Consider the following 16,379-nt stretch of genomic DNA (forward strand, 5'->3'; position numbering starts at 1 on the left):
TCACCGTCCTACCGTTACCTTGTTTTAGCCGTTAGACAGGCTGATACGCAGCGCTGCAGCCGATGCAAAGGGCGCCAGCGTCAGCGCCAGCACCAGACATGCCCCCATCAGGGCCACGTAGGCACCGACCTGGGCTCCTTCCGCCGCGGCGGCCACTGTCCCGGTACCAAAAATCAGGACCGGAATGTACAGCGGAATGATCAGCAGGGACAACAGCACCCCTGCCGAACGTAACCCCAGGGTCAGGGCTGCACCAATTGAACCAATCAGACTCAGCACCGGCGTTCCGATCAGCAAAGTTAGACACAAAACTCCGATGGAGTTCCCGTCAAGATGCACCATGACGCCAAGAACCGGCGTCAGTATCACCAGCGGCAACCCCGTTAACACCCAGTGCGCCATGGTTTTCGCCAACACCAGGAGAAACAGGGGCTGAGGCTGGAGCACCAGTTGCTCCAGCGTGCCGTCATCAAAATCATGCCGGAACAGATGATCCAGCGAAAGTAATACCGAAAGCAGCGCAGCTACCCACAGGATACCGGCACCGGCCTCCCGCAGAAATGACACTTCCGGGCTAACCCCGAGGGGGAAAAGGGTTACAACCATGACAAAGAACAATAACGGATTCAGCAAATCCTGTCGTTGCCGGAAAGCCACCTTCAGGTCCCGGCCAAAGACGCCCCGCATTGCCGCCAGGGCTCCTACTGTATCATCCCGCAGCTTCAGAACGGGTCGGACATCAGCATTCATCAGATGATCCTCCACCCAGAACAATACGCTGCATTCCCGGCATCCGGAGATCGTGGTGGGTCGTCACGACCACTGCACCACCTTCGGCGGCGCGCTGCCGCAGTAGATTTTCAATTGCGCTAACGCCGTCCGCGTCAATCGCGGTAAAAACTTCATCCAGCAACCACAGCGGTTCGTCGGCTATCAGCAGTCTCGCCAGGGCCACGCGCCGTTGCTGGCCGGCTGAAAGATTCCGGCAGGGCACGTCCTGAAAGCCGGCCAGCCCGGTGCCCTCAAGTGCCTGGCGCAGCACCGGGTCTGGCACAGGGCGTCGCCCGGACGTCAGTGCCCGAAGATTTTCCACTGGCGTCAGCAACGGCTTGATGCCCGGCCGATGGCCAAGGTACAGGGAATTTCTGAAGAATTCTTCCCGCTGGCCGGACCTTGGCCTGCCACACCATAGAAGCTCGCCGGACCAGGCATCGTTCAGGCCAGCCAGCATTCGCAGCAGGGTGGTCTTGCCGGAGCCGTTGGGACCCTCGACACGGGTAACTGTACCGGGCAGTATGGAGAACGACAGGTCACGGAAAAGGATCCGTTCGTCCCGTTCGCACTGCAGATCGACAGCCTGTAATAACGGCTCAGACATTAGGGCCCCGTAACCAGGACGATGCGCGTGTGTACGGCATCGGGTGCATTCGTGACAGAGACGGCGGATGCGCCATTATTCGCGCATGGCCGGCCGGCGCGGCGTATTATAACGAAATAGCTTGCGGATTACTCTTGTCCAACATCAAATCAGCGACGATGAAACTACCCAGCGGACAACAGCCTCCTACTCCTCCTGCCCAGCCGGCACCCCAGACGGCCCGGCCAGCCGGCACCACAGAAGTCAGCCGCGAGCCCGTCGCCGCGTCAGCCAGACAACTGCTGGCCCAGATCCAGCTGGCAAACCGGGAAACCACCCTGGCCCGAGTTGCGGAGATCGTGAACCGGCAAAGCGGAAGCAGTGCCGATGTGTTGCTGGATATTCGTGGCAAATCCCTTCTGGTTCAGGCAACTATCGGTAAAACCGAGCTCTCGCCAGGTGACTGGGTAAAGGTGATGCGGGCGGGTAACGAGCTTCAGCTAATGGGCAAACTGGCGCCGGCTCCCGAAGCAGGCATTGCCCGGGCCCTGGCCCAGCGATTGCCCTGGCAGCAAACGCTCGACACCGGTCTGGCAAAACTTATGGGCACCCTGACCCAGGGCCTGAAGCAGGACCCGCTGCCCGGCCAGTTGCCTTCACCACGGCTGACCCAACCCCTCCCGGAGGCCGCCCGGCAGGCGATCGAACAGCTGGTGGCAAGGCTTCCCTCGGGAGCCAGTCTGGCACCCGGCACTGGCGGTCAGGCTGCAACACCACAGCAGGTTCGGCAATGGCTTTCCGAAAGTGGCCTGTTTGCCGAATCCCGCCTGTCCCGGACGCCCGCTGCCCAACTCCCGGATCTCAAACTGGCCCTTGGCAGGGTAATTACCGCATTGCTGGCGCAGCAGGGCAGCACTCCGGAACAGTTCAACCGTTTGACACCCATATCAACACCCGGATTAATGCAGGCACCCCTGCAATTTCCACAACCTCTGGCGACGCCCCAGGCGTCCGGAGACGGCGAGCCACCCGGTGTCGGGCAGATGCTCCGTCTGCTGGCAGGGATGCTCAACCGCATTACGGTGAATCAGTTGCACAGTCAGGTGCTGACAGCCCGGGGCGGTAGTGATGCCGCAGCGCCAACCGCTACCCTGCTATTGGATCTGCCCTGGCTGACCCCCCAGAACGAGCCCAGGCTGGCGCAACTGCGAATTGAACAATATTCGGAGGACAAGGAGTCGGAACGGAAATCCGCGACGCCGGCTACCACCGAATGGCGGCTTGCACTGGCGATGGATCTGGATGAGGCCGGCCCGCTTCATTTTGACGTCGCTTTGCGACAGCAGGCGGTCAGCGCCCGGGTCTGGGCGGAGAAACAGACGACGCTGCGACGGGTGAACCAGGAGCTCCCCGTACTGAGGCGGAGTCTGGCAGACCTCGGGCTGGAAGTGACGGACCTGGAGTGCCGCCGCGGAACACCCCTTAGCAGCGTCACCCGGCTTGAACACAGACTGGTGGATACCCGGGCATGACTTCAGAAACACAGCACACGGACACCAGGGCCGCCGTCGCACTCAAATACGATGGCGACAAAGCCCCCACCATCAGCGCAACCGGCACCCACGAACTGGCGGAGGAAATCATCCGCATCGCCCGGGAGCATAACGTTCCGCTGTATGAGAACGCCGAACTGGCAAGCATCCTGGCCCGACTGTCCCTTAACGAGGAAATCCCCGAGGCGCTGTACCGGGTTATCGCCGAAATTCTGGCATTTGCCTTCCATATCCGGGGGGTTACGCCGGACGACAGGAAACCGGATGCCTCAGTGGATCAGTGAACGGAGCGCCCAGGCCTGCTGCCAGTTGCCACCGCGCCGGGGCGCAACGGCTGTCTCGAAATAATGCCTCAGCCGGCGGCGATCTTCCGGTTGATCCTTGAGGGCTGAGCCAATGATATGGTGCATCAGCAGCTCAACCGTCATGCTGCCGCCGCCGTAATACCAGGCATTCAGGCTCGCCGCGTGGGCCACGGAGACCGCTTCGGCGGTGGACAGGGCCGAGCCCGCCAGACGATCAGTACTGCGGCCATCGAGAGTCTGACCGTTGCGCAGCTCGTGGAACATGGTCACCAGAATCTCGATCACCGGTTCATCAAGGTCCAGTTCGACGCCTGCCCGGACATTGGCTTTCCGGACCTCACGGAGTACTACGTCCATTTCATCCGACAGGTTGCGAATCGGGCGAATTTCCTCGAAGTCCATTCGTCGTTTCAGGGCGGCACTCATCCGGTGAACATCCTGATCGACACTGTTCGAGGTGGCAATGACATTAAACCCTTCCCGCGCCAGAACCACGCCTTCCTCGCCAGCCAGTTCCGGAATCACCACCACCCGGTCAGACAGTACGGACAGCAGCGCATCCTGCAGCGCCTGGGGGCAACGGGCAATCTCCTCGAAGCGGACCATCCGTCCTTCCATCATTCCCCGCAACAAGGGGCTTGGCACCAGCGCTTTGAGGCAGGGCCCTTCGTTATGCAGAACGGATTCGTTCCAGCTATACAGCAACTGCCCGACATGGCTGACTGCCCCGCCCTGGAGTGTCAGGGTGGAGCTGCCGGATATGGCGGCCGACAACAATTCGGAAAGCCAGGATTTGGCCGTCCCCGGCTCCCCTACCAGGAGGCACCCGCGGCTGGTACACAGGGAAATGATGGTCCGGACCACCATGGCACGGTCGGCGACGAACTTTCGTTCGATGCCCAGCTTTTCATCCCCCCTCACAAACTTTTCCACAGCACGGGGTGACATCTGCCAGCCAGGTGGCACCGGGCCATGATCCATCCCTTTCAGGTTCTCCAGCTCCTGAGCGTACACAACTTCTGCGGGCTCACGCTGCACGGCCTTGATTGCCTGATTCCTGGTGCTCATTCCTGACTCCTCCGGCCGCCGCGAACTTCTGGCGCCATACGCTCTCTGGGAAGGATCCGTGGCAATTCCGAAAGCGGGATAATGCCTTCAATGACATGGTCCAGCGCACTGTCCCGCATGGTAATCAGACCGGCATCCAGGGCCCGCCAGCGAAGCTCTCCGATCGGCGGCTGGCAGGAAATCGCATTACGGATATCGGAATCAACTTCCATATATTCCACGATCGCCACCCGGCCCCGGGTACCCCGGCCGTTGCATTTGTCACAGCCGGCGCCCTCAAAACACCGGAAATTTGCCGGCGGACCGTCCGGAAACATCTCGGACAGAATCACCGGGTCGGGCCTGGCAGGTTTGCGGCAGTGCGTACAGATTCGCTTGGCCAGGCGCTGGGCAATTACCGCCAGCAACTCACCGGCAATGGAGTTCGGGTGAACACCAAGATCGTAAAGGCGCTGCAAGGAATCCACTGCGTCATTACAATGCAGCGTCGACAACACCACATGCCCGGTCTGCGAGGCCCTGATTGCCTCCAGTGCGGTTTCCTGATCGCGGATTTCGCCAACGAGAATGACATCCGGATCCTCGCGGACAAACGCTCTCATGGCATCGGCAAAACCAAAACCTATCTCCGAGCGCACCCGGGTTTGCTGGATGTTATCGATAGAGTACTCAATCGGATCTTCCACCGTGATCACTTTCCGGCGGCCGTCATCGGCCAGGGTCTGCAGTCCGGCATAGAGCGTGGTCGATTTGCCAGACCCCGTAGGTCCCACGACCAGAACCAGTCCTGCCGGGTTATCCAGCAAGCGCTGATAACGTCCACCGATCACCGGCGACATGCCGAGTTCGGCAATGGTCATGGCGCGCCCGGTTTGGGGTAACAAGCGGATGATAGCGTGTTCGCCATGGAGCGACGGCTGGGTCTGGATGCGCAGGTCGTAGGCCATGTCACCCAGTTGCAGCCGTGAACGGCCACCCTGCGGGAGCCGGTGTTCAGCGATGTTCAGTTCCGCCCGAAGCTTGATCACGTTGATCACCCCTTTGATTTCCCGGGGCGACAACTGGTACTGGGGCAGATCGTGGAGGTCGCCGTCTACCCTGAGGCGTATGCGAATCCGCTCTCCGTATTGTTCTATATGAATGTCGCTGGCTTTTTCACTTACAGCATCCAGCAGGATCGCCTCATAGACCGACACCAGATAGGGACTGATGTGCCTGTTTTTGGCGTCGCTGCAAAGCAACTGATCATTGCACTCTCCCGCCTCAGGCTTGGGATCGGTGCAGGCACCATGGTTCGCGGCGAAATGACTGCCCTTGACCGTCAGGTCCAGGGCCGACCAGATGCGACGGAAATCCGTCGGTGTCACCAGCAGGCAATCGATCACCTGATTTGAGCTGAGGCGCTCGAGCTGGTCCGTGCGCGCGTCCGGATCATCGGTCACAACGGTGATCGTTCCATCGTCCTGGGCGACAGGAATCAGCCGTGACAGGTCCAGAAAGGTCCGGGAGAAGCGTCGGAACAGCGCAGGGTGGAGATCCGGAAGGAGTTCATCCGCGTCGGTGAAGGTCATGCCCCGCTGCCGTGCGAGGGAGCGGTACAGATCAATTTCTTCAAGATTCAGTTTGCGCCGGAGAACATCAAGTACCCGGCAATTCTGTTTCGCCGCTTCCGCTTTCGCCTCGGCCAGGACCTTGTCATCCACGACGCCCTGATCAATCAGAATCTGTTCCACATTGCGGTTGAAGTCGACCCAACCAAGAGTCCGGACCCGTTCCAGCCGGGCATCACGCTTCACAAACATGGCCAGACTCGGCACCGGACCGGCACGACCCTCAAGGCAAACCAGGTGCCCCCCTTCCCGAAGGAAACGAGCCAGAGGATTGCGCTCTTTGATAAACGTGGTGCACAGGACAAGATCGCACAGCTGGTCAGGCTCCGGAGCCTCTTCCACGCTGGCAACCAGAACGTCCACATTGTGCATGCCAAGACGGAAAAACCGCTCCCGGGCGGCTTCCGCAACAACCGCATTTTTCTCCAGGTAAACCACCCGATGGGCCAGCTCAGAGAGCACTGCGGCAAGATACCCGGAGCCGCCGCCGACATGCATCACCACCTGATCCGGTTCGATCTCGGGGATCAGGGACAGGATATGACTGACGGTTTCCTCGCGGGGGATGGAGTGCCCGGTGATTGAGGGAACCAGATCGGAACCGGAAACAAAATCATGGCGGGATACAGATCGGAGGGCCTCAAGGGCCCTCGTGTAAACTCTCTTCATTCAGCAGCGTCCGTAACAGCTTTATATCAGGCCGCCTGACGTTTTCTGAGTACTGACACCAGCTCGGCCTCGGGACGGGATATTCCGCACGTGTTCATAAGATCGTCGATATCGGCACCGAGATCAACCAGTCTCGAGGCTTCGTCGCCCCCTCTGTCAGGGTAGCTGGAACCTCACCCGATGTTAGACTCTCTCAATAAAGTTGGGCGAGACAGAGGTTTTCATGAAATATTCACCAGAACGAGTGTTCATGATGGGTACTGGAAGCACAGGCAACTAAAAGCAGCTAAGGGTTGCTAAATGCAATATAATTTTGAATGGGATCCCAACAAAGCGCACGTCAATGCTCGTAAGCATGGTGTAACCTTTGAGGAAGCCACCAAGGTCTTCGATGATCCGATGGCCTTAACGGTTTTTGATGATGAGGAATCCAGCGAGACAGAGGACCGCTGGGTAACGCTTGGTCAAATCGTCGGGCAGCATTATTTGGTTGTGGTACACACTTTCCGCAACGCCAATGAAGATGCCGTGACCATCCGTCTGATCTCAGCGCGGCCAGCCACGAAACACGAGATTCGGCAGTACGAACAAGGGTGATCTCTATGCGTGAAGAGTATGATTTTTCAAAAGGCGAACGTGGTAAATTTTTTAATCCAAACGCGAAAAAGAATTTGCCTGTTTACCTGGAAGCTGAGGTGCTGGACTATTTTTCAGAGAAGGCCAAAGCCAAAGGCGTTGAATTAAACACTCTGGTCAATGACCTGCTGAAGAAAGACATTGCCTTGATTGAAGGGGTTAAGTAAAAGGGAATCCCAGAGCTTTTTCTGCTGGAGTCATATACCCACTAACACGTTCATGGCTTGTAACATTGCCGTTACCAACTTTAACCATCACGCTGGCATTATTCCGTTGCCGCCCCGTAAAGGAGGTTCAATCGTGCAGCAAGCTCATACCGCGAAACAAGAAGCATTGGATGCCATCGAGCGCATGCCTGACAACGCCGACACCGAAGAGATTATGTACCGACTCTATGTGCTGGAGAATATCCGGCGCGGCCAGCAGGATGCCGCCGAAGGCAAAACCCAACCGGCTGAAGAGGTGCTCAAGGAAATTCAAACATGGTGAAGTGGACGGCTCACGCCAAAGCCCAACTTCATCATATCTGCCAATACATCGCTGAAGATTCGCCGCTTTATGCCAAGCGCGTCAGTGAAGAGCTGGTTCAGAAAACCATTGGCCTGGATGAATTGCCCCGCAAGGGGCACAAGGTGCCGGAATTGAACGAAGGCGCCGTGCGAGAACTGGGCCTTTACTCCTACCGGATTCTTTACGAGATCAAATCTGATCATCTCATTGAAGTGCTGGCCGTGATTCATAAACGACGGCATGTAGAGCCGGAGGATATTCCGAGGGAGCAATAACGTACGAGCCCGCCAAAGCGGGCCTGGTTGTACCTGATCGGTTACTGCGAACATGAAGACCTGAAGATCCGCAATGCCCTGGCCGAAACGACATCCGTCCATTTGCCCTGGGACGCCGGGCATGGTTATTCGCAGACACCCCCCCAAGGGGGCAAACGCAAGCGCCATCTGCTCCGGCATATTACTGAGTCAAGTGGATTGATTTAACGGCGTACTCCCGGTAGACCATCAATACTCATGCATCTTCCGGTTGAAGTCGGGATCGCGCTTCTCCAGGTAATAGGTGATCTTGTGGGGCTTGAGCTGGTTCTCGTCGAGAATTCGCCAAACCGTACTCTTGCCGGCTCTGGCAAGACGCGCAAATCCCGACCGCTCCGCTTGTTCGGACACATAGCGCGCCAATGCCGAGATACTCCACAACTCGGCCGCCAGCCCAAGTTCCTTCGGTTTGGTGCAGGCTATGCTATACCCACTACACACTTGGCAGATTGCAAAGAAAACCACTGACCTTAACTCCCTGTCCCTAAACCGATACATTTAACTCCGTTTATGTTCACAGATCATACAGACCTGCCACAGACAAAACACAGGGGAATTAACCAGGAAGATAAAAGTGTCGCAGGAGCCAGACAGCCGCTGAACAACATGGCTGACTTCCCCGCCCTGAGGTGTAATAAACTCTCTCCAGCAGCGTCCGTAACAGCTTCGTATCATGCCGCCTGACGTTTTCTGAGTGCTGACACCAGCTCGGCCTCGGGACGGGATATTCCGCACGTGTTCATAAGATCGTCGATATCGGCACCGAGATCCACCAGTCTTGAGGCTTCATCGTAGGAGATTCGCAGCGGATCGTTCTGGCGCATCTCGTCCAGTGTGGTCCGCAGTTCATGCAGTTGGCGCTCGCAGGCCACAAGGCGCTGCCCCACCCCCATGCTGCCACTGGTGGTGGCATGCAATTCACGGCCGAGGGTGTCGCAACGCTCTTTCAGGGATGCCTTCAGGCTGCGCACCTGGCGCCCCAGAATCAGCCCCTGAACGAGCACCAGAGACAAGGCGGCAACAGTCAGCGCCCAGGGAAGATAGGAAGGAATTTCTGCAAACATGACGGATATCTCCCGTTAATTGCCACGGAAGGCATCCATCATCTGGCCTGTAACGGAGTGCTCCGGTTTACAGTGCCGCGATTTCCGCCCACTCGTGGTCTGACAGCATCTTGTCGAACTCGACCAGTATGATCAGTTCGCCATCCTTGTTGCACACGCCCTGGATAAACCTGGCACTTTCCTCGTTACCCACGTTCGGTGCAGTCTCAATTTCACTGGCTTTCAGGTAAACCACCTCGGCCACCGAATCCACCAGGATACCCATCACCTGATTGGCCGATTCCATCACCACAATCCGGGTTGCATCGGTCACCTCCGCATCCGAAAGACCGAAGCGCCGGCGGGTGTCGATTACCGTAACCACGTTACCCCGAAGGTTGATGATGCCGAGCACGTAATCCGGAGCACCCGGAACCGGCGCAATCTCGGTGTATCTCAGTACTTCCTGGATCTGCATGACGTTCAGACCGTAAGTCTCATCATCCAGCCGGAAAGTAACGTATTGCAGTACCTGATTACCCTGGGCCTGATTGGTTTGTCCGCTCGGGGATGCCATAGCGATGTGTCTCCTCTTGGGCTGCCCGGCGGGCAACCTGATCGTCAAAAAAATATCGTCAGTGCCCAATACTATAGTTAAGGGCACAAACCGTGCCAGCATGGCTCGGTTTCATTCAGTAACCATTGTTTGCGTCAGCTCAGATCCAGATGGTGCTCCCGCTCGGCCCGCACCAGCAGGTCTGCCATGGTGCGTACATCAATAAGCGCGCACATCTGGTTAATCACGGTTCCCGCCAGCCAGGGGCGCTTGCTGCGAGCTGTTCGCCAGCGCACTTCATCGGGTCTCAGGGTAAAGGACTGGGCCACGTCGTCGCAGGCCAGCCCCCACTGGCTGTTATCAAGCCGGATCACAAACCGGTAGTTGACGCGGGCATCCGCCGGCGCCCGGTCCGCCATAATCCATTCCGCGGTATCCACCACCCGGAGATTCTGGTCCCGGTCGGGCCGGATGCCCATATACCAGCGCGGGCTTCCGGGTATCGGCCGGATCTCTTCCTCAATTCGGTGGATGGCGCCGAGCAGAATCAGCGGCACCGCCAGTTGCAGCCCGGCGACGGTGAAAATAAGGCACTCAAAAGGCTGCCCGGACCACTCGGGGCGCGAGGGTGGCGCGGCCGGCCCTGGTTCAGGCGTGGCAACGACTTTTGGTTCCGGCACGGCAGTTTCCGGTGCCAGACGACCCACTGGCCGGACAGCCTCGGCGGGCTTTTCCCGCAAAGGTTTGGGCGGCTCTGGCCGAGCCGCCGGTTTTTCGGCGGTTTTCTCCGGAGCGACAACCTCCTCTCGCAACGCCGTATCGGTCGCGGTATGTAGCAACTCGTCAAGATAACTGGCGATTGCGGATTCAGGGCTCGCCAGCCTTGTCAATTTCTCGTCAGCCATGCCGACGCTCCTTCACGGACCCTACCCGGGCCATCAGGTCGTCAAGGAGATGGCTGTACGCCCGGACACCGTGCGTCTCGGCGTCCAGCGCAGAGGGAATCAAACCAGCCTGGCTGGCATCCCGGAATTTGGTATCCACGGGAATGGCAAACTGCCACAGGGATTCCCGGTAGGTTTTGCGTAGCAAATTGAGGCTTTTCACCGAAGCCTGGGTGCGCCGGTCGTAGAGCGTTGGCACGATGGTGTAAGCCAGCTCGTTCTTCTGGGAACGCATGATCATCTTGAGCGTGTGGAGCATTCGCTCAAGGCCCTTGATGGCAAGAAACTCGGTTTGCACCGGAATGATCAGGTGCTGGGCCGCAGCCAGGGCATTGACCATCAGCACCCCAAGGGACGGCGTGTTATCCAGAAGCACATAATCGAAATCATCCCAGAGCTGGGTCAGCGCCCGGGAGACAATCAGCCCCATGCCTTCCACGCCGATCATCCGGCGCTCCAGGGTGGCCAGTGCAGCGCTGGCCGGCAGCAGGGACAGCCCCCGGCAACTGGTCTCGGTAATCAGCTGGGCCGGCAGCCCCTCGGGGACTTTGCCCTGATGCTGGAACAGATCGAACACACTGTGGGCGATGGTGTCCGGATCGTATCCGAACCAGCTGGTAAGCGAGCCATGGGGGTCCAGATCGACAACAAGAACGCGCTTGCCCCGCTCAGCGAGCAAGCCGCCCAGCGCAACAACGGATGTGGTTTTGCCGACACCACCTTTCTGATTGGCTACTGCCCAGATTCGCACGCTTTGACTCTCCAGAGAACACATCGGTATGGCCGGATTCACAGGGGCCACAGTCCCGTTTATCGGCAGCCCCCCGGGCAACTTGAACGAATAGCAGGGGGATTTCCGGCAAGCTCTTGCCGTCGCCTTTTATGACCGGGAATGAATACAGGAACCGTGCCAACGGAACCATACGCATCTGCCGAGGAACGGTATTATCGCATGGCACCCCGGATACTGGCGTCGCGGGAAATCAGCAACACCACCCGCCGGTTTCTGCGCCGCCCCTCTTCCGTGTCATTCCGCGCAACCGGCTGATACTGGCCGTAACCGACCGCGGCAAGGCGCTCCGGTTCAATGCCTTCCATGGCCAGCATCCGGATAACGGCCGCCGCTCGGGCAGCGGACAGCTCCCAGTTGGAAGGGAAACGGGGCGTACTGATGGGCAAATTGTCGGTGAAACCCTCAACCTTCACAGCGTTATCACGGTTGTTCAGGACTGTGGCAATCTTCTCGACCACCTCGAAAGCATCGTAATGGGGTTCGGCATCACCACTTCCGAACAGCAGACTGTTGGGCAGGTTCAGCTCAAGCCAACGGTCACTGGTTTCCAGCGTCACCACACCCTGGCTGATAAGCTCGTCGAACTCCATGGTCAACTGGTCAGCCATGGCACGCAGGGCCTCGGTCCGGGCCTGGGCGTCCATTTCCGGGTTTCGGGGAGCTTCGGTGACCGCCGGGGGTATCACGTTTTCAGCGGGCGCGTTCAGAGACTGCGGAGGCTGGTCGCCGATCTCGATGGGCTGGAAGGACCGCTGGGGCGCGTTGAAAACCCCGGTCAGGGTTTCAGATAACACCTTGTACTTGCCTTCGTTCACGGACGAAACCGAGTACATCACCACGAAAAAGGCGAACAGCAGGGTGATGAAGTCGGCGTAGGAAATCAGCCAACGCTCTTTATTGTGCAGATCGTCCTTAGGTTGCCTACGGCGCCGCATAGTCTGGCCTGCGCATGCTCACTGCAGGAAGCCCCGCAGCCGCAATTCGATGGATTTCGGGTTTTCACCCTCGGCGATGGCAATAATGCCGTCAATCATCATATCCTCGTAGCGGGTCCGCTCCCGCACGATGCCGCGCATCTTGTTGGCCACCGGAAAAAACAGCAGATTCGCCAGGGCGACACCGTAAATGGTCGCAACAAAGGCCGTGGCAATACCGCTACCGAGTGACTGAGGATCTTCCAGGTTGGTCATCACCTGGATCAGACCCATGACCGCACCGATAATCCCGATGGTCGGGGAATAGCCGCCCATGGCCTCAAACACCTTGGCGGACTCGAGATCCCGCTGTTCACGGGATTCCAGATCCACCTCCATAACACCCCGGATGGTTTCCGTTTCCGCACCGTCCACCAGCAGCTGCAGCCCTTTCCTGGCAAACGGTTCCGGCTCTCTCTCAGCCAACCCCTCAAGGCCAAGAAGCCCCTGCTTGCGAGCCTTCACGCTCCAGTCAATGACTTTCCCCAAGCCATCTTCCATGTTGATGAACGGCGGAACAAAAACCCAGCGCACCTGAGTAAAGGCTCTTTTGAGCATGGGCCACGAGGTCTGGAGAATCGTCGCGGCGAATGTGCCACCAACAACAATCACCGCCGCGGGGCCATTAAAGAGCGAGCCCAGCGCCCCGCCTTCCAACAGGTTGCCGCCCAGTATGGCGGCAAATGCGAGAACAACCCCGAGAAGGCTGAGGATATCCATCAGCTGACACCTTCCACCAGCCGCGGCCCGATTTCGTCCAGTGACAGAACTTCATCGGTCAATCCTGCCCTGGCAACGGCCATGGGCATTCCGTAAATGACCGACGATTTTTCGTCCTGGGACCAGATATCCGACCCACTCTGCTTCATCATCCGGCAGCCCTCCTTGCCGTCAGACCCCATGCCGGTGAGGATCACGCCCAGGGTCTTGCCCGGGAAACTCCGGGCCAGTGAACCAAAGGTCACGTCTACGCAAGGCTTGTAATTGAGCCGCTCGTCACCTGGCAGGATCCGGACCCGGGCCTGCCCGCCCCGGTTCTCAATCATCATCTGTTTACCGCCGGGCGCCAGTAAGGCAAGCCCCGGGCGAAGGACATCGCCATCTTCTGCTTGCCGAACCTCTATGCGGCAGAGTTTGTTCAGCCGCTCGGCAAACGCCGGCGTAAAACTGGCCGGCATATGCTGGACCAGCACCAGTGGCGCCGGGAACGAAGCAGGCAAGGCGGTCAGTACCCGCTGCAGCGCCACCGGCCCGCCCGTTGACGTACCAATGCCGACCACCGCGTAATGTTTGGCGGGGCCCCGGCGGGCATGACGCCTCGGGACTTCAGCCTCGCCTGTGGCTCCCACACCCGGGGCCCGCTCCTGAATGCCGTGGCGCGGACGCAGGGTTGGTTCAGGCCTGGAGCGAACCGGTGCCGCATCAACGGGCGCCCGCGCCGCAGGAGATGGCACTTCGGGCCGGGACGGAGCAGCCGGACGGGCGCCAGGTCGGCTGCGGGCGACATCCAGAACCCGGTCGATCAGGATTTTCTGGAGTTGACTGTTATCCCTGGCAATTTCCTCGAAATTCTTCGGCAGAAAGTCAACAGCGCCGGCTTCCAGGGCATCCAGGGTCACCCGCGCACCTTCGTAGGTGAGCGAGGAAAACATAAGAACAGGCACCGGATGCTTGCGCATGATTTCGCGCACGGCAGAAATACCGTCCATAACCGGCATTTCGTAATCCATGGTTATCACATCCGGACGCAGCCTCTCGGCAAGCTCCACGCCTTCCCGGCCGTTGGTGGCAGCGCCGACGACCTTGATCTGGCCGGAGCTGGTCAGGATTTCCGTCAGCCGTTTTCGAAAAAACCCTGAATCGTCAACGACCAGGACAGAAACTGTCATCCACTTCTCCTACCCATTCCATTGTCACCTGCCGGTCACGACTTAACCGTAGTGTTGCAGCAGGCTGGGAACATCAATAATCAGCGCGATTCGACCATCACCGGTGATCGTGGCGCCGGCCATACCCGGAGTACCCTGGAGTGCACGACCCAGCGGTTTGATCACCACCTCTTCCTGCCCGACCAGCTGGTCGACCACAAAGCCTACCTGTTTGGTGCCCATGGCGACGATCACCACGTGGGCATTCTCCGGCGCTTCCCGGGATCCGTTGTCACGCACCAGCCAGCGTTTGATGTGGAACAGCGGGAACACTTTTTCCCGAACCACGATGCATTCCCGGCCGTCGACAACGTTGGTTTTGGTAAGATCCAGATGGAAAATCTCGACCACGTTCACCAGCGGCAAGGCAAAGGACTGGTCGCCGAGCATGATCATCAGGGTGGGCATGATCGCGAGCGTCAACGGAACCTTGATAACAATTCGCGACCCTTTACCCAACTCCGACTCAATGCTCAGTTGGCCATTGAGCTGGCCAATCTTGGTCTTGACCACATCCATGCCGACCCCACGGCCGGAGACATCCGAAATCTGATCCTTGGTCGAAAAGCCCGCGGCAAAGATCAGGTTGTAGCACTCGGTATTGGTCAGGCGATCAGCTGCATCCTGGTCGTAAATCCCCTTTTCCACCGCCTTGCGACGCAACACTTCGGGATCCATACCGGCCCCATCATCCTCGATGAACAGCAGGATGTGATCGCCTTCCTGTTCTGCCGACAGCGTGACCGTGCCCTGGCGCGGCTTGCCGGCCTTTTCCCGGACATCCGGCGCCTCAATACCGTGATCGACGGAGTTGCGGACCAGGTGCACCAGTGGGTCGGAAAGTGCCTCCACCAGGTTCTTGTCGAGGTCGGTTTCCTCGCCATGCATCACCAGATTCACCTCTTTCTTGAGGCTTCTGGCAAGATCCCGGACCACCCGCGGGAAACGCCCGAACACTTTTTTGATCGGCTGCATGCGGGTCTGCATCACGGCAGACTGAAGATCGGTCGTTACCACATCCAGGTTCGAGACCGCCTTGTGCATGTGTTCGTCTTCGCTTGCCGCACCGAGGCGCTGTAAACGGTTCCGAACCAGCACCAGCTCGCCCACCATGTTCATGATGTCATCCAGGCGCTTGGTGTCGACGCGCACGGTGGTTTCTGCGGCCGGGGCATGCTCCCTGGATGGCATGGCCGGTGCCGCACCGCCTTTGGTGCCCGGTCTGTCAGCGGATTTCGGTTCTTCCTTCGGTTTTTCCGCCTTGGGTGGCTCGGCTTTCGGCTTCTCCGGTTTTTGCGGCGAAGCCGGCTGGCCGCCGACGGTCGGGCTTCCGCCCTTGCCGTGGAGATCGTCCAGCAGCTTCTCGAATTCATCGTCTGTGATCAGGTCATCGCTGCCGCCGGTTTCAGTCTTCGGGGACGGTTTTTCGTCTTCCTTGCCGGGAGTCTCATCCCTGGCAGGCGCACCGGCAAACTGACCTTTGCCATGCAACTGGTCCAGAAGCGCCTCAAACTCATCATCGCTGATCTCGTCATCACCGGAACTCTCGTTCTTGCCGGCTCCAGCGTCGGGGCTGGACGGCGATGGGGGGGCGCCGGATGGCTCGTCATGCAATGCATCCAGCAACTTCTCGAATTCGTCGTCGGTGATGTCGCCCCCGTCTTCCGTCGGGTCGTCTTCCGTCGTTTGTTCCTGCTGTGGGGTGGTGGCCGGGGCAACACTTTCGACCTCCGGCCGTGCCAGAGCGTCGAGCGCTGCAATCAATTCGTCGGGGGCGGGCGTCAGTTCTTCGTGGTTCCGGACCTGCTCAAACATCGCGTTGACGTTATCGAGGGCTTCCAGAACCACATCCATCAGCTCTGAATCCACCTTGCGCTTGTGATTGCGCAGGATATCGAACACGTTCTCGGCGGAATGGCAGCAATTGACCAAAGCATCAAGCTGCAGGAAGCCTGCCCCACCCTTGACAGTGTGGAAACCACGGAAGATGGCGTTGAGCAGATCACTGTCATCAGGATGTTGCTCAAGGTCTACCAACTGCTCTGACAGCTTTTCGAGTATTTCGCCGGCCTCTACCAGAAAGTCCTGCAAAATCTCGTCATCAGCATCAAACGCCATG

18 protein-coding genes and 4 pseudogenes are annotated in these 16,379 nt (G+C 58.8%); 7 read left to right on the forward strand and 15 right to left on the reverse strand.

Going from position 1 to position 16,379, the window contains the following annotated elements; genetic code table 11:
* Window positions 1-24: 24 nt before the first annotated feature.
* Together ccmB and ccmA are read right to left on the reverse strand one after the other, a co-directional pair.
* Window positions 25-750 carry a heme exporter protein CcmB gene (ccmB, locus tag AC13C0_RS19515; RefSeq protein WP_117617578.1) on the reverse strand — a complete coding sequence of 242 codons (726 nt, stop codon included), beginning with the start codon at window positions 748-750 and terminating at the stop codon, window positions 25-27.
* Complete coding sequence (ccmA, locus tag AC13C0_RS19520; RefSeq protein WP_117617579.1) at window positions 740-1,378, reverse strand: cytochrome c biogenesis heme-transporting ATPase CcmA; 639 nt, start codon at window positions 1,376-1,378, stop codon at window positions 740-742. The genes ccmB and ccmA overlap by 11 nt, the downstream gene beginning before the upstream one ends.
* Before the next feature lie 134 nt (window positions 1,379-1,512).
* Between ccmA and fliK the strand changes: the two genes are divergently transcribed.
* A complete protein-coding gene (gene fliK, locus AC13C0_RS19525) occupies window positions 1,513-2,889 on the forward strand; it encodes a flagellar hook-length control protein FliK (protein WP_227539444.1) in 1,377 nt (458 codons plus the stop codon).
* On the forward strand, window positions 2,886-3,194 hold the full coding sequence (locus AC13C0_RS19530) for an EscU/YscU/HrcU family type III secretion system export apparatus switch protein (protein ID WP_341582205.1): 309 nt from the start codon (window positions 2,886-2,888) through the stop codon (window positions 3,192-3,194). Before fliK ends, AC13C0_RS19530 begins: the two co-directional genes overlap by 4 nt.
* Here AC13C0_RS19530 and AC13C0_RS19535 read toward each other — a convergent pair.
* The 3 genes and pseudogenes from AC13C0_RS19535 to AC13C0_RS19545 all read right to left on the reverse strand — a co-directional run.
* Window positions 3,180-4,283: an ATP-binding protein gene (locus tag AC13C0_RS19535; protein ID WP_117617582.1), complete on the reverse strand. Its 1,104-nt coding sequence runs from the start codon at window positions 4,281-4,283 to the stop codon at window positions 3,180-3,182. The genes AC13C0_RS19530 and AC13C0_RS19535 overlap by 15 nt on opposite strands.
* Window positions 4,280-6,562 carry an ATPase, T2SS/T4P/T4SS family gene (locus tag AC13C0_RS19540; protein WP_117617583.1) on the reverse strand — a complete coding sequence of 761 codons (2,283 nt, stop codon included), beginning with the start codon at window positions 6,560-6,562 and terminating at the stop codon, window positions 4,280-4,282. Before AC13C0_RS19540 ends, AC13C0_RS19535 begins: the two co-directional genes overlap by 4 nt.
* Before the next feature lie 26 nt (window positions 6,563-6,588).
* Window positions 6,589-6,708: pseudogene (locus AC13C0_RS19545) on the reverse strand (DUF2802 domain-containing protein); the annotation flags it as partial.
* A 154-nt stretch (window positions 6,709-6,862) separates the two neighbouring features.
* On the opposite strand from AC13C0_RS19545, the gene AC13C0_RS19550 reads away from it, so the two are divergent.
* Window positions 6,863-7,159, forward strand: coding sequence for a BrnT family toxin (locus tag AC13C0_RS19550; protein WP_117617584.1), 297 nt, complete (start codon window positions 6,863-6,865; stop codon window positions 7,157-7,159).
* 5 nt (window positions 7,160-7,164) lie between these two features.
* Complete coding sequence (locus AC13C0_RS19555; RefSeq protein WP_117617585.1) at window positions 7,165-7,365, forward strand: hypothetical protein; 201 nt, start codon at window positions 7,165-7,167, stop codon at window positions 7,363-7,365.
* Here AC13C0_RS19555 and AC13C0_RS19560 read toward each other — a convergent pair.
* Window positions 7,358-7,468: pseudogene (locus AC13C0_RS19560) on the reverse strand (hypothetical protein); the annotation flags it as partial. The gene AC13C0_RS19555 and the pseudogene AC13C0_RS19560 sit on opposite strands and share 8 nt — an antisense overlap.
* Before the next feature lie 30 nt (window positions 7,469-7,498).
* Here AC13C0_RS19560 and AC13C0_RS19565 point away from each other — a divergent pair.
* The 3 genes and pseudogenes from AC13C0_RS19565 to AC13C0_RS19575 form a co-directional block, all read left to right on the forward strand.
* Window positions 7,499-7,687, forward strand: coding sequence for a hypothetical protein (locus tag AC13C0_RS19565; protein ID WP_117617586.1), 189 nt, complete (start codon window positions 7,499-7,501; stop codon window positions 7,685-7,687).
* On the forward strand, window positions 7,681-7,983 hold the full coding sequence (locus AC13C0_RS19570) for a type II toxin-antitoxin system RelE/ParE family toxin (protein ID WP_117617587.1): 303 nt from the start codon (window positions 7,681-7,683) through the stop codon (window positions 7,981-7,983). Before AC13C0_RS19565 ends, AC13C0_RS19570 begins: the two co-directional genes overlap by 7 nt.
* Window positions 7,984-8,007: 24 nt before the next feature.
* Window positions 8,008-8,149: pseudogene (locus tag AC13C0_RS19575) on the forward strand (IS66 family transposase); the annotation flags it as partial.
* Window positions 8,150-8,176: 27 nt separating this feature from the next.
* On the opposite strand, the pseudogene AC13C0_RS19580 reads toward AC13C0_RS19575, so the two are convergent.
* From AC13C0_RS19580 to AC13C0_RS19620, 9 genes and pseudogenes are all read right to left on the reverse strand, one after another.
* Window positions 8,177-8,445: pseudogene (locus AC13C0_RS19580) on the reverse strand (IS630-like element ISCARN21 family transposase); the annotation flags it as partial.
* Between the two features lie 248 nt (window positions 8,446-8,693).
* Window positions 8,694-9,086 (reverse strand): DUF2802 domain-containing protein, encoded by a 393-nt coding sequence (locus AC13C0_RS19585; RefSeq protein ID WP_117617588.1) that lies wholly within the window; start codon window positions 9,084-9,086, stop codon window positions 8,694-8,696.
* Between the two features lie 67 nt (window positions 9,087-9,153).
* Window positions 9,154-9,642, reverse strand: coding sequence for a chemotaxis protein CheW (locus AC13C0_RS19590; protein WP_117617589.1), 489 nt, complete (start codon window positions 9,640-9,642; stop codon window positions 9,154-9,156).
* A 134-nt stretch (window positions 9,643-9,776) separates the two neighbouring features.
* A complete protein-coding gene (locus tag AC13C0_RS19595) occupies window positions 9,777-10,526 on the reverse strand; it encodes a chemotaxis protein CheW (RefSeq protein ID WP_117617590.1) in 750 nt (249 codons plus the stop codon).
* On the reverse strand, window positions 10,519-11,316 hold the full coding sequence (locus AC13C0_RS19600; RefSeq protein WP_205422269.1) for a ParA family protein: 798 nt from the start codon (window positions 11,314-11,316) through the stop codon (window positions 10,519-10,521). The genes AC13C0_RS19595 and AC13C0_RS19600 overlap by 8 nt, the downstream gene beginning before the upstream one ends.
* 194 nt (window positions 11,317-11,510) lie before the next feature.
* On the reverse strand, window positions 11,511-12,293 hold the full coding sequence (gene motD, locus AC13C0_RS19605) for a flagellar motor protein MotD (protein WP_117617592.1): 783 nt from the start codon (window positions 12,291-12,293) through the stop codon (window positions 11,511-11,513).
* An 18-nt stretch (window positions 12,294-12,311) separates the two neighbouring features.
* A complete protein-coding gene (locus tag AC13C0_RS19610) occupies window positions 12,312-13,052 on the reverse strand; it encodes a flagellar motor protein (protein WP_117617593.1) in 741 nt (246 codons plus the stop codon).
* Window positions 13,052-14,221, reverse strand: a complete 1,170-nt coding sequence (locus AC13C0_RS19615) for a protein-glutamate methylesterase/protein-glutamine glutaminase (protein ID WP_117617594.1) — start codon at window positions 14,219-14,221, stop codon at window positions 13,052-13,054. Before AC13C0_RS19615 ends, AC13C0_RS19610 begins: the two co-directional genes overlap by 1 nt.
* Window positions 14,222-14,263: 42 nt before the next feature.
* A complete protein-coding gene (locus AC13C0_RS19620; RefSeq protein WP_117617595.1) occupies window positions 14,264-16,378 on the reverse strand; it encodes a chemotaxis protein CheA in 2,115 nt (704 codons plus the stop codon).
* Window position 16,379: the final 1 nt, after the last annotated feature.

Source organism: Marinobacter sp. B-21, from assembly GCF_056857895.1.

Coding starts and splice junctions, on each gene's coding strand:
- ccmB (WP_117617578.1), bottom strand. CDS start 750: ATGAATGCTGATGTCCGACCCGTTCTGAAGCTGCGGGATGATACAGTA.
- ccmA (WP_117617579.1), bottom strand. CDS start 1,378: ATGTCTGAGCCGTTATTACAGGCTGTCGATCTGCAGTGCGAACGGGAC.
- AC13C0_RS19530 (WP_341582205.1), top strand. CDS start 2,886: ATGACTTCAGAAACACAGCACACGGACACCAGGGCCGCCGTCGCACTC.
- AC13C0_RS19535 (WP_117617582.1), bottom strand. CDS start 4,283: ATGAGCACCAGGAATCAGGCAATCAAGGCCGTGCAGCGTGAGCCCGCA.
- AC13C0_RS19540 (WP_117617583.1), bottom strand. CDS start 6,562: ATGAAGAGAGTTTACACGAGGGCCCTTGAGGCCCTCCGATCTGTATCC.
- AC13C0_RS19550 (WP_117617584.1), top strand. CDS start 6,863: ATGCAATATAATTTTGAATGGGATCCCAACAAAGCGCACGTCAATGCT.
- AC13C0_RS19555 (WP_117617585.1), top strand. CDS start 7,165: ATGCGTGAAGAGTATGATTTTTCAAAAGGCGAACGTGGTAAATTTTTT.
- AC13C0_RS19570 (WP_117617587.1), top strand. CDS start 7,681: ATGGTGAAGTGGACGGCTCACGCCAAAGCCCAACTTCATCATATCTGC.
- AC13C0_RS19585 (WP_117617588.1), bottom strand. CDS start 9,086: ATGTTTGCAGAAATTCCTTCCTATCTTCCCTGGGCGCTGACTGTTGCC.
- AC13C0_RS19590 (WP_117617589.1), bottom strand. CDS start 9,642: ATGGCATCCCCGAGCGGACAAACCAATCAGGCCCAGGGTAATCAGGTA.
- AC13C0_RS19595 (WP_117617590.1), bottom strand. CDS start 10,526: ATGGCTGACGAGAAATTGACAAGGCTGGCGAGCCCTGAATCCGCAATC.
- motD (WP_117617592.1), bottom strand. CDS start 12,293: ATGCGGCGCCGTAGGCAACCTAAGGACGATCTGCACAATAAAGAGCGT.
- AC13C0_RS19610 (WP_117617593.1), bottom strand. CDS start 13,052: ATGGATATCCTCAGCCTTCTCGGGGTTGTTCTCGCATTTGCCGCCATA.
- AC13C0_RS19615 (WP_117617594.1), bottom strand. CDS start 14,221: ATGACAGTTTCTGTCCTGGTCGTTGACGATTCAGGGTTTTTTCGAAAA.
- AC13C0_RS19620 (WP_117617595.1), bottom strand. CDS start 16,378: ATGGCGTTTGATGCTGATGACGAGATTTTGCAGGACTTTCTGGTAGAG.